Raw genomic sequence first — 11,990 nt, 5'->3', positions numbered from 1 at the left:
GTTCGATGCCTTCGTGGCGGCGCTGCGCGAGGCGGTGAGCAAGCTGAAGATCGGCGATCCGCTGGATGAAGCGACCGATATCGGCACCGTGATCTCGCAGCGGCAGAAGGCCAAGGTCGAATCCTACATCGATCTCGGCGCGCGCACCGCCGGTGCCAAGGTCGACCGCTGCGGCGAGTTGCCGGGTGCGGCGCATCTGAAGGACGGCTTGTTCCTGCAGCCGACCATCATCACCGGGGTTCCCGAAGATTCGCCGCTGATGCGCGAGGAGATCTTCGGCCCGGTGGTCTGCGTGCAGCCGTGGGACGACGAGGACGACGTCATCGCCCGCGCCAACGACAGCGAGTTCGGGCTGGCCGCGACGGTGTGGACCAACGATCTGCGTAGCGCGCTGCGCACGGTGCAGAGGCTCGACGCCGGCTACGTCCAGGTCAATCAGAACCTCACCATCCAGCCGAACCTGAGCTACGGCGGCTTCCGCAAGTCGGGCCTCGGCAAGGAAGCGTCGCTGGAGGCGATGCTCGAGCATTTCACCAAGAAGAAGACCGTCGTCATCGATATGCGATAATCGTGGCGATGCACGAGCTGATCGCCGAGGTGTCTGCGAGCTTCCTGTCGACGCTGCCGGCGCCGATGGCGATCCTCGGCGTGCTCAGCGCAGTGCTGGCGGCAGCGCTGCTGCGCGGCTTCACCGGGTTCGGCTTCGCGCTCGCTGCTGTGCCACTGATGGGCATGTTCATGCCGCCGGCAAAAGCGGTGCCGGTGGCGGTGCTGCTGCAGCTGCTCGGGGGGCTCAACGATCTGCGTCGCAATCATCGCGACTGCCATTGGGGGTCGCTGCGCTGGTTGATCGTCGGCGCGGTGATCGGCTCGCCGATCGGAGCGCTGGCACTAAGCGTTGCGCCGGCACCGGTGGCGCGGATTGTGATCGCGACCATTACGGCCGCGGCCGTGGTGGTACTCGGTCGCGGCTTCGCCATCGAGAAGATCCCGTCGCCGCCGGTGACCACCGGCGTCGGCGTGCTGTGCGGTCTGTTCAACGGTCTCGCCGCGATGCCGAGCCCGCCGGCGATCGTGTACTACATGTCGGGGCCGTTCCGCGCGGTCGCGGTGCGTGCCTCGCTGCTGGTGTTCTTCCTCGCCACCTCGATCGCCGGCTTCACCAGCGTCGCTCTGGTAGGACTCGCGACCGTGAACGTGCTGTGGCTGGCCGCGATGGCGCTGCCGGTGATGATCGTCGGCACCTGGATCGGCGAGCAGGGCTTTCGCCGCGGCAGCGAACGGCTGCATCGCCGGGTCTCGATCGCCAGCCTCGGCGGCGTCGCGCTGCTCAGCGCCGCGAAGGGAATTTCCGAGCTGATGTGAGGCCGCCGCCTTTCACATCGTTGCGAGCGAAGCGAAACAATCCAGTGCCTAGCACGGAGCTTCTGGATTTGCTTCGTCGCTGCGCTCTTCGCAATGACGCGGAGATGCTGCGACGTCCGATCAGCCCTCGAGTTGCTGCGCCAGCACCTTGCCCAGTCGCTCGATGCCGACCTCGATGCGGTCGGTGCGGATCGAGGAGAAGCCGAGCCGGAAGCAGTGCCGGCTCGCGGTCTCGTCCATCGAGAACACGGCGCCCGGTTCGATCACCACGCCCTGATCGAGCGCGGCCTGCGCCAGCGCAGTGGCGTCGATCGAGGCCGGACAGGTCACCCAGAAATTGGTCGAACCGGGCCCGCGCGAGAATTTGCAGTCTGGCAGGTACTTCGGCAGCAGGTGGTCGAGCAGCTTGGCGCGCTCCAGCAGCACGCGTCCGACCTGGGCCAGATGCGCCCGATAATGCCCGAGCCCGATGAACAGCGCGGCGACGCGCTGATTGTTGAGCGGCGGATGCCGTAGCATCAGCCGGCGCAGCGCGCGCAGCTCGCGGATCACCGGCGCCGGCGCGACGACGTAGCCGAGCCGCAGGCCCGGCGCCAGCGCCTTCGACAGGCTGCCGACGTAGAGCACGTTGCTGGCACGATCGAGGCTCTTCAGCGGCGGCAGCGTCGCCGTCTCCGGCATCAGTTCGCCTTCGTAATCGTCCTCGACCACCACGACGTCGCCGGCCGCAGCGGCCTTCAATAGTTCCAGGCGGCGCGGCAGCGGCATCGTCACCGCGGTCGGGCATTGATGACTGGCGGTGACATAGGCGACGGCACAGCTTTGGAACGTCTCGTCCGGCACCAGCCCCTCGGCGTCGACGCCGAGCGGCACCACGTTGGGCGTCAGCATCCGGAAGATGTTGCGGGCGTCCGGATAACCGGGCTCTTCGATGCCGACCTTTGTCTCTCCGTTGATGAACAACGTCGCGATCAGATACAGCGCGTGCTGTGCGCCGATCGTCATCATGATCTCGTCGGCGCGGGCATGGATGCCGCGCCGCGGCAGCACCTGGAGCTGCAACTGTTCGATCAGCGCCGGATCGTCGCCGTCGATCAGGTCGCGGGCCCAATTGTTGATCTCCGGAACGCTGAGCGCGGCGCGCGCGCTTTCGCGCCAGTCGTTGGTGGGAAACAGGCTCGGATCGAACTGGCCGAAGATGAACGGGTAGGGGTGGGTCTGCCAATCGAGCGGCTTGACGATGTTGCGATGCGCCGACGGCCGCACCGCGAAACGGTCGGCCCAGTGATCGTCGCCGCGGCTGGTGAATTCCGGCAGGCCGGGAGGATCGGTGGCGAATTTCTTCGGCAGGCCAGCCACGAAGTAACCGCTGCGTTGCCTCGACACCAGAAAATTCTGATCGACGAGCTGTTCGTAAGCGATCACCACGGTGTTACGTGAAACCTTCAGCACGGTCGCAAGATCGCGGCTCGACGGCATCTTCATGCCGAGCGGCAACCGGCCGTCTTCGATCGCCGTGACGATGATCTGGCGGATCTGTAGTTGCAGAAACGAGCCGCCGCGATTGAGGCCACGGAACAGCGCGCCCCAGAACAATTCGTCTTTGCCTAAAGCTGCGGCATCCGGGGAGGCAATTGCACCTGCCTTGGGCGCGCGGGCCACGGTGGACTCCCGATATGTAAGCTGTGCTAGCTTTCCCAAGACTATACCCTGACTGACACGACCGCACGAAAAGGCTGTAATCCCAAGCATGAAGCCTTTGCCACCGAGCTGCAAGAAGCGAGCCAGCAGGACTCGCGACTGACGCATGGCCCTGGCTCCATTCGTGCTCGGCATCTGGCGCTAGTGCAGCCGGGTCGATCGCTTCACGCTCGCAGTCGCAAGCTTGGAGACTAAGCGTGACGCCAGAAACGGTCGTTTATTCCGCCCGCAAGATTATCACCATGAACCCGTCGCGGCCGAGCGCGACGCATGTTGCGGTGCGAGACGGGCGGATCGTCGCCACCGGCTCCGCCGACGAACTGATGGTGAGCGGCGCCCGGCTCGATACACGCTTTGCCGACAACGTGCTGATGCCCGGCTTCGTCGAAGGCCACAGCCACATCATGGAAGGGCTGATGTGGAAGCAGCCCTATGTCGGCGCATTCGATCGTCGGTCGCCGGAAGGAAAGGTGGTCGCCGGCGTGCCGGACATCGAGGCGATCGTCGCGCGGCTGCAGCAGGCTGAGGCCGAGATGCCGGACGACGGCTCGCCGCTCTACGCTTGGGGCTTCGATCCGCTGCATATCGGCGGCAAGATGCTGACTAGGCGGGATCTCGACCGGGTGTCGACCAAGCGTCCGGTGCTCGTCGTCCACGCCTCGTTCCATATCAACAACGTCAATACGCTGACTTTGGAACGTGCCGAGCTGCTGCATGCCACCAATATCTCGGGCGTGGTCGCCGGGTCCGATGGACTGGCCAGCGGTGAGCTGCAGGGCATCCCGGCGCGGATGCGGCTGTTCCGTGCGCTCGGCCACAATCCGCTCGCTGGTACCATCACCGAGGCGGACGTGCGGCGCTACGCGGCGTCGTGCTGCGTGCAGGGCGTGACCACCATCACCGATTTGCACAACGATCTCGCCGATCCGACCATCGAGGTCTATCGCAGCGTGACCAGCCAGGCCGATTTCGGCGTTCGCCTGGTGCCGGCGCTGGCCGCGGTGTCGCATACGCCCGAGCAGGCGATCGCCAAGCTCGAGACCCTGCGCAGCCATGCCGGCGACAAGCTGCACTACGGCATCGTCAAGCTGGTGGTCGACGGCTCGATCCAGGGCTTCACGGCGCGGCTGCGCTGGCCCGGCTATCACAACGGTGCCGCCAACGGGTTGTGGTACATCGCGCCCGAAGAGCTGCCGCGGTTGGTGGAGGCTTATCACCGGGCCGGCGCCCAGCTTCACATCCATACCAACGGCGACGAGGCGACCGAAGTGGCGCTCGATGCGATCGAGGCGGCGCAGATCGCCGCTCCGCGTCCCGATCACCGCCACACCCTGCAGCATTGCCAGATGGCCAGCGCCGCACAGTTTCGACGGATGAAGAGCCTCGGCGTCTGCGCCAATCTGTTCGCCAATCACCTGTACTACTGGGGCGACGCGCATTACGAGCTGACGATGGGGTCGGAGCGGGCGGCGCGGCTGGATGCCACCGGGACCGCGCAGCGGATCGGGGTGCCGTTCGCGATCCATTCCGACGCGCCGGTGACGCCGCTGGCGCCGCTGTTCACGGCCTGGTGCGCGGTCAATCGCGTCTCCTCGAGCGGTCGTGTGCTGGGCCGAGATACCGAAGCTCTCACCACAGAGCAGGCGCTTGCTGCAATCACCATCGGCGCCGCCTATACTTTGAAGATGGATCATCTGGTCGGCAGCATCGAAACCGGTAAGTTCGCCGACTTCGTCGTGCTTGAAGACGACCCGCTGTCTATGGCGCCGGAGCGGCTGAAGGACGTCGCGGTCTGGGGCACTGTGATCGGCGGGCTCATCAAGGGGGCGCCCCGCGCATGACGGCAGCGTCCGCGACCATTCCAGTCACGGTGATCGGCGGCTTTCTCGGCGCGGGCAAGACCACCTTCGTCAACCATCTGCTGCGCAGCGGCGGTCCGCGCACCGCCGTACTGGTCAACGATTTCGGCGAGGTCAATGTCGACGCGACGCTGATCGAAAGCCACGACGGCACCACGATGACGCTGACCAACGGCTGCATCTGCTGCAGCATCGGCACCAGCTTCATCGATACGATCTGCAGGGTGCTCGATGCCGCCGTGCCGTTCGAGCGAATCGTGATCGAAGCCTCCGGCGTCGGCGACCCGTGGAAGATCGCCGAGATCGCGCTGATCGAACCGTCGCTGCGGCTCGGCCGGGTGATCGTGCTGGCGGATGCCAGCCGGGTCGCGCAACTGATCGACGATGCGCGGGTTGGCGACACCGTGCGCAGCCAGTTCGAGCGCTGCGATCTCGTGCTGCTGACCAAGATCGATCTGGTGGAGGGCGAGACACTGGCGGCCGCGCGTGCGACGGTGCGGAGGCTGCGACCGGACGTTCGCATCGTCGAAGCCGCGCAAGGCGCGATGGCGACGCTGGAGACGCTGGAGACGGCCGCTGCGGCGAGCGGCTTTCGGGCCGACGCCGTCGAGGCGGCGATCGATCACAGTACCACCTTCAAAAGCTGGGCGTATCGCCGTGCCGGTCGGTTCGACCGCGCCCGGCTGGCCTGCGCGGTCGACAAGCTGCCGCCGCAATTGCTGCGGCTGAAGGGCTCGTGCCGGCTGGCCGACGAAGACGACGTCAAAGTATTTCAGATGGTCGAGAGCGTCTGGAGCCTGTCGCCTGCCGACATCGCACAGGCCGAGACCGGTATCGTCCTGGTCGGGGTCGGCACCGCCGACCTGCCGCCGCCGGCCGAACTCGACGCCATCCTCGACCGCGCCCTCGCGCCCGCCGGAGCGGTGTCGTGATCGCCGCGCGCGATGTTCACCCCGCGGAAGCCGCCGGCTTTCGCCGTCCTGCCTCGCCCATCCTTATCCTGCAGCGGAGTTCTGACCGATGATGTTGACGAAGCGATCCTTTGTAGTCGGAGCCCTCGGCGGCCTCGCCATGATGGGCCTGCCGATCGAAACCCGGGCGGAAGGCGCCTCCGGCGGCACGCTGGTGATCGGCTCGACGCAGGTGCCGCGGCACTTCAACGGCGCGGTGCAGTCTGGCATCGCAACGGCGCTGCCGAGCACCCAGATCTACGCCAGCCCGCTGCGCTACGACGACAACTGGAATCCGCAGCCGTATCTCGCCGAGTCCTGGGAGGTGTCGAAGGACGGCCTGACGGTGACGCTGAAGCTGGTCAAGAACGCTACCTTCCACGACGGCAAGCCGGTGACGTCGGAGGACGTCGCGTTCTCGATCATGACCATCAAGGCCAATCATCCGTTCAAGACCATGCTGGCGGCGGTCGACAGCGTCGATGCGCCCGATCCGCACACCGTGGTGATCAAGCTGGCGCACCCGCATCCGGCGCTGCTGTTGGCGATGTCGCCGGCATTGATGCCGATCCTGCCCAAGCACGTCTATGGCGACGGCCAGGACGTGAAATCCCACCCCGCCAATCTCAAGCCGGTCGGCTCCGGGCCGTACAAGCTCGCCGAATACAAGCAGGGCGACTACTACACGCTGGAGAAGTTCGACAAATTCTTCATTCCGGGCCGGCCGAAGCTCGACAAGATCGTGGTGCGGCTGATCTCGGACCCGAGCGCCCTGATGGTGTCGGCCGAGCGCGGCGACGTTCACGTGGTGCCCTACTTCACCGGGGTGCGCGACATCGAACGGCTGGAGAAGGCGCCGAACATCGTCGTCACCGACAAGGGGTTCGCCGGCATCGGTGCGCTGAACTGGCTCGCCTTCAACACCAAGAAGAAGCCACTCGACGACGTCCGCGTCCGCCAGGCGATCGGCTATGCGGCCAATCGCGAGTTCATCGTCAAGAAGCTGATGGGCGGCAAGGCGATGGCGTCGACCGGGCCGATCGCGCCCGGCTCGCCGCTCGAAGAGAAGAATGTCGAGCAGTACAAATTCGACGTCGCCAAGGCCAACAAGCTGCTCGACGAGGCCGGACTGAAGCCGGACGGCAACGGCGCCCGCACCACGCTGACGATCGACTACATCCCCGGCAACGACGAACAGCAGCGTAACGTCGCCGAATATCTGCGCTCGGCGCTGAAGCGGGTCGGCATCAATCTCGAAGTCCGCGCCGCGCCCGACTTTCCGACCTGGGCCCAGCGCGTCGCCAGTTTCGATTTCGACCTGACCATGGACACAGTGTTCAACTGGGGCGATCCGGTGATCGGCGTCGACCGGACCTATCTCAGTTCCAACATCCGCAAGGGCATCATCTGGTCGAATACCCAGCAATACGCCAACCCGAAGGTCGACGAGATTCTCGAGCAGGCCGCCAAGGAGACCTCGCCCGAGAAGCGTAAAGCGCTGTATTCTGAGTTCCAGAAGATTGTCGTCGCCGACGCGCCGATCTTCTACATCAACGTGACGCCGTACCACAGCGCGTTCGCCAAGGGGCTCGGCAGCCTGCCGACCTCGATCTGGGGTGTCGCCGCGCCGCTCGACGAGTTGCACTGGGCCACGCCGCCGAAGAACTGACCCGACACTCTCGAAGCACGAAGCATCAATGGCACTCCTCACCCATCTGTTCGGAAAACTCGCCAACGCCGTCGCGCTGCTGCTGGCGGTGCTGGTGATGAATTTCTGCCTGATCCATCTCGCACCGGGCGACCCGGTGCAGGTGATCGCCGGCGAGATGGGTGGGGCGTCGCCGGAGGTGATCGCCGCGCTGCGCGCCAAATACGGCCTCGATGACACCCTGCTGGAACAGTTGTTCACTTATCTCGGCAAGGTCGTGCACGGCGATTTCGGCTATTCCTACTATTTCAACGAGCCGGTGCTGAATCTGATCCTGCAGCGGCTGCCCGCGACCCTGTACCTCGCCGCGGCGTCGCTGGTGTTCGCCGTTCTGATCGGAACGCTGCTCGGCGTGATCAGCGCGCGGCGACCGAATGGCCTGCTCAGCCACGGCGTCACCGTGCTGTCGCTGGCCGGACATGCCGCGCCGATCTTCTGGACCGGCCTGCTGCTGTTGCTGCTGTTCGGCTCGGTGTGGCCGATCCTGCCGGTCAGCGGCATGACCGACGTGGTCGACCGCAAGACCGGCATCGCCTACGGGCTCGACGTCGCCAAGCATCTGGTGCTGCCGTCGATGACGCTGGGGCTGGTGTTCGTCGCGCAATATTCGCGGCTCGCCCGCGTCAACATGATCGACGTGCTGTCGGCCGACTACGTCCGCACCGCGCGCGCCAAAGGGCTGCCGGAGACGGTGGTGCTGGTCAAACACGCGCTGCGCAACACCTTGATCCCGATCGTCACGGTCGTCGGCCTGCAGTTCGGCAATCTGTTCGCCGGCGCGGTGCTGGTGGAGACGGTTTACTCCTGGCCGGGAATGGGGCGGCTTGTGTTCGATTCGATCCTGCGCCGCGACTACCCGACGCTGATGGGCGTGCTGTTCTTTTCCGCCCTGATGGTGATCGCCGCCAACATCCTCACCGATCTGGTGTACCGGTTGATCGATCCTCGTATCCGCGCAGGTGCCCGATGAGTACGATGGAGTCCAGGCTCGCGATGGCACAGAAGCCCGCTCCCAGCGTCGCCAAGGTTCCGAAGGCGGTGTCGCCGGCTCAGGCCGCTCTGCGGCAGTTCATCAAGAGCCCGTCCGGCGTCGCCGGCGCGATCCTGCTGCTGGTGCTGCTGGTCGGCACCGCGATCGGGCCGTTTCTGTATCCGGTCGATCCGCTCGACATCGTCGGAATGCCGTTCGCGCCGCCGGACGCCGACGCGCTGTTCGGGACCGACTATCTCGGCCGCGACGTCCTCGCCGGCCTGATCTACGGCGGCCGCGCGACGCTCACGGTCGGTGCGGTGGCGGCGCTGATCACCATCCTGATCGGCGTCACCGTCGGCGCCCTCAGCGGCTTCTTCGGCGGCTGGGTCGACGCTCTGCTGGTCAAGATCGCCGAGTTCTTCCAGGTGCTGCCGCCGCTGTTGTTCGCGATGGTGCTGGTGACGCTGTTCGGCCCGAAACTGTCGACCATCACGCTGGCGATCGGCGCGGTGAGCTGGACGTCGGCGGCGCGGCTGACGCGCGCCGAGTTCATGCGGCTGCGCGATCTGGACTTCATCAAAGCCTCGCGCGCCGCCGGTGCCGGCAATCTGCATCTGATCCTGCGCGTGGTGCTGCCGAACGCGCTGCCGCCGATCATCGTATCGGCGACCCTGGCGATCGGCACCGCGATCCTGTTCGAGGGTGGTCTCAGCTTCCTCGGCCTCGGCGATCCCAACACCATGAGCTGGGGTCTGATGATCGGCCAGAACCGCAACTACGTGCTCGATGCCTGGTGGGCGGTGACGTTCCCCGGCGCCGCGATCTTCCTGGCCGTGCTCGCCGTCAGCCTGGTCGGCGACGGCGTCAACGATGCGGTCAATCCGCGGCTGCGACGGAGGTGACGATGACCCCGGTTCTTTCGGTCGAGAACTTGAGCGTCAGCATGACCAATCGCGACGGCGATCTGGTGCCGGTGCTGGAGAATCTGTCGTTCACGGTTCAAAAGGGCCGTACCATCGCGCTGGTCGGCGAATCCGGCTGCGGCAAGAGCATGACCGCGCTGGCGATCATGCGGCTGTTGCCGGAGGGCTTCGTAATCACCGGCGGCCGCATCCTGCTCGACGGCGAGGACCTGCTCACTGCGCGGCCGAAGCGGATGCGCGCTTTGCGCGGCGACAAGATCTCGATGGTGTTTCAAGAGCCGATGACGGCGCTGAACCCGCTCTACACCGTCGGCGATCAGATCGCCGAGGTGCTGTATTATCACCGCCGGCTCAGCCGCAAGGACGCCGCCGAACAGGCGGTGCAGTTCCTGAAGGCGGTGCAGATCCCTGCCGCCGAGCAGCGTGCCAAGGCTTATCCGCACCAGATGTCGGGCGGTATGCGGCAGCGGGTGATGATCGCGATGGCGCTGGCGTGCCGGCCGAAGCTGCTGATCGCCGACGAACCGACCACCGCGCTCGACGTCACCGTGCAGGCGCAGATCTTCGATCTGCTCGCCCAGCTTCAGGACGAGACCGAAACGGCGATCGTGCTGATCACCCATGATCTCGGCGCTGTCGCCGAGCTCGCGGACGAAATCGCGGTGCTGTATGCCGGCCGCTGCATCGAGACCGGGCCGGCGCATCAGATCGCCGCGGCGCCGCGTCATCCCTACACGCGCGGTCTGCTCGGCTGCGTGCCGCATCTGGCCGTCGGTGTCGCCAAGCCGGACGAATGGACCGACCTCGGCGAGATACCCGGCATGGTTCCGGGACTTGGTAATCGCGGCCCCGATTGCGCCTTCCTGGCGCGCTGCGCCAACGCCTCCGAGCTGTGCCGTTCGAAGCCGCAGCCGCCGCTCGGCAACATCGAAGCCGGGCACGCGGTGTCGTGTTGGCGCGCCGGGGAGATCGCCGCATGATGATTCACGAAGACCTGCGACCCGACGACGCCAGTCCCTATCTGCTCGACGTCAACGATCTCGTGGTGCATTTCCGCACCCAGCGGAAGCGCCCCTGGGGCAAGCCGTCGTTCGTCCATGCGGTCGACGGCGTCAGCTTCCGCGTCAAGCGCGGCACCACCTTCGGTATCGTCGGCGAAAGCGGCTCCGGCAAATCTACTACCGCGCAGGCGATCATGCGGCTGGTCGCGGCGACTTCCGGGCAGGTGGTGTTCCGCGGCGAGGACATCATGCCGCTCACCGGCGAGCCGCTGCGCAAGGCGCGCAAGCATCTGCAGATCGTGTTCCAGGACCCGTTCTCGGCGCTCGATCCCCGTCGTCGCGCCGGAGACCAGATTCGCGAGCCGCTCGATCTGCTCGAGATCGGCAGCCGCAGCGAGCGCGACGCGCGGGTTCGCAAGCTGCTCGCCGAGGTCGGCTTGCCGCCGGAAGCCGCCGACCTGTTTCCGCATCAGTTCTCCGGCGGTCAGCGCCAGCGGCTATGCATCGCCCGCGCGCTGGCGCCGGAGCCGGAGCTGATCGTCTGCGACGAGGCGGTCTCCGCGCTCGACGTCGCGATCCAGGCGCAGATCCTGAACCTCTTGAAGAAGCTGCAGCGCGAGCGCGGGCTCACCTACATCTTCATCTCGCACGATCTCGGCGTCATCCAGCAGTTCTGCGACGAGATCGCCGTGATGTATCTCGGCAAGATCGCCGAACAGGCACCAGCCTCGGCGCTGTTCACCGCGCCGCGCCATCCCTACACGTGGTCGCTGGTGTCGGCGGCGGTGCCGCCCGGTCCGCTGCGTGACGAGCTGAAGGCTAAGTATCTGGTCAAGGGCGAGCCGCCGTCGCCGGTCGATCCGCCGCCGGGTTGTCGCTTCGCGCAGCGTTGCCCGTTCGCGGTCGATCGCTGCCGGGAGGAACTGCCGTTCCTCGACGCGGTCGGCCACGAACATTACGCCGCCTGTCACCGCAAGGACGACATCGGCGTACCTGATTTCACCCCGCGCGTGGCGAACGGGCCGGTCGGTTAGTTCGCTCGGTGGCGATTTGTCGGTGGCAGAACGACTACACCTTCGCGTCGAGCAGCGCCTTGGTCATGTCGCGATCGGCCTGCAGCGAGGCGAGGTTGGCCGCGTAGCTGTATTTGGCGACCATCTGGCCGATGAATTCCTGCGCCAGATCGACGTTGGGCGCCGCCACCATGCCGTCGGCATCGGCAAATGGCGCCTGCGGGTCGGATACCGGAACAGTGGCGGGCGAGGTCGTGGCGAGGCTGGTCTGAGTGCCGCCGGTCGATGTGTCGGTCTGATTGACCTGCAGCGGCTTGTAGGCCTGCGGCGCACCTGCCGGCACCGTGCCGTTGGCGCCGGGCAGCGCGCCGGTCGACCGCTGATTGGCGATGTTGCTGGCGGAGACTTCCAGCCGGCGGGTCGCCGCATTCAGGCCGGAGACGGCAATCGACGCGATGGCGGACATGAGGTCTTGGAGCTCCGAGGTGCGAGCCTCA

The 11,990-nt window shown here is 66.1% G+C and carries 11 protein-coding genes; 9 read left to right on the top strand and 2 right to left on the bottom strand.

What is annotated here, in order from left to right; translation table 11 throughout:
- Both DU475_RS12405 and DU475_RS12400 read left to right on the top strand, forming a co-directional pair.
- The coding region (locus tag DU475_RS12405; RefSeq protein WP_164632313.1) for an aldehyde dehydrogenase family protein at positions 1 to 568 on the top strand (568 nt) is incomplete at its 5' end.
- 8 nt (positions 569 to 576) lie between these two features.
- On the top strand, positions 577 to 1,365 hold the full coding sequence (locus DU475_RS12400) for a sulfite exporter TauE/SafE family protein (RefSeq protein WP_047310140.1): 789 nt from the start codon (positions 577 to 579) through the stop codon (positions 1,363 to 1,365).
- A gap of 120 nt (positions 1,366 to 1,485) precedes the next feature.
- Here DU475_RS12400 and pdxR read toward each other — a convergent pair whose 3' ends face one another.
- Positions 1,486 to 3,027, bottom strand: coding sequence for a MocR-like pyridoxine biosynthesis transcription factor PdxR (pdxR, locus tag DU475_RS12395; RefSeq protein WP_047310117.1), 1,542 nt, complete (start codon positions 3,025 to 3,027; stop codon positions 1,486 to 1,488).
- 236 nt (positions 3,028 to 3,263) lie between these two features.
- Between pdxR and DU475_RS12390 the strand changes: the two genes are divergently transcribed.
- The 7 genes from DU475_RS12390 to DU475_RS12360 all read left to right on the top strand — a co-directional run bounded on the left by DU475_RS12390 (position 3,264) and on the right by DU475_RS12360 (position 11,514).
- Positions 3,264 to 4,907: an amidohydrolase gene (locus tag DU475_RS12390; RefSeq protein WP_164632312.1), complete on the top strand. Its 1,644-nt coding sequence runs from the start codon at positions 3,264 to 3,266 to the stop codon at positions 4,905 to 4,907.
- Positions 4,904 to 5,857, top strand: coding sequence for a CobW family GTP-binding protein (locus tag DU475_RS12385; protein WP_164632311.1), 954 nt, complete (start codon positions 4,904 to 4,906; stop codon positions 5,855 to 5,857). Before DU475_RS12390 ends, DU475_RS12385 begins: the two co-directional genes overlap by 4 nt.
- A gap of 88 nt (positions 5,858 to 5,945) precedes the next feature.
- Positions 5,946 to 7,544 carry an ABC transporter substrate-binding protein gene (locus DU475_RS12380; protein ID WP_164632310.1) on the top strand — a complete coding sequence of 533 codons (1,599 nt, stop codon included), beginning with the start codon at positions 5,946 to 5,948 and terminating at the stop codon, positions 7,542 to 7,544.
- 28 nt (positions 7,545 to 7,572) lie between these two features.
- Positions 7,573 to 8,553 (top strand): ABC transporter permease, encoded by a 981-nt coding sequence (locus DU475_RS12375; protein WP_047310115.1) that lies wholly within the window; start codon positions 7,573 to 7,575, stop codon positions 8,551 to 8,553.
- Positions 8,550 to 9,458, top strand: a complete 909-nt coding sequence (locus DU475_RS12370; protein WP_013499947.1) for an ABC transporter permease — start codon at positions 8,550 to 8,552, stop codon at positions 9,456 to 9,458. The genes DU475_RS12375 and DU475_RS12370 overlap by 4 nt, the downstream gene beginning before the upstream one ends.
- 2 nt (positions 9,459 to 9,460) lie before the next feature.
- Entirely contained in the window at positions 9,461 to 10,459 is a 999-nt protein-coding gene (locus DU475_RS12365; protein ID WP_013499946.1) for an ABC transporter ATP-binding protein, read from the top strand.
- On the top strand, positions 10,456 to 11,514 hold the full coding sequence (locus DU475_RS12360; RefSeq protein ID WP_142884052.1) for an ABC transporter ATP-binding protein: 1,059 nt from the start codon (positions 10,456 to 10,458) through the stop codon (positions 11,512 to 11,514). Before DU475_RS12365 ends, DU475_RS12360 begins: the two co-directional genes overlap by 4 nt.
- Positions 11,515 to 11,548: 34 nt before the next feature.
- Here DU475_RS12360 and DU475_RS12355 read toward each other — a convergent pair whose 3' ends face one another.
- Positions 11,549 to 11,959, bottom strand: a complete 411-nt coding sequence (locus tag DU475_RS12355) for a flagellar basal body rod protein FlgC (protein WP_142884053.1) — start codon at positions 11,957 to 11,959, stop codon at positions 11,549 to 11,551.
- Positions 11,960 to 11,990 lie beyond the last annotated feature (31 nt).

This window comes from Rhodopseudomonas sp. WA056 (assembly GCF_010906995.1).
Taxonomy (GTDB): Bacteria; Pseudomonadota; Alphaproteobacteria; order Rhizobiales; family Xanthobacteraceae; genus Rhodopseudomonas; species Rhodopseudomonas palustris_G.
This window is presented reverse-complemented; position numbering and strand designations above follow the sequence as displayed.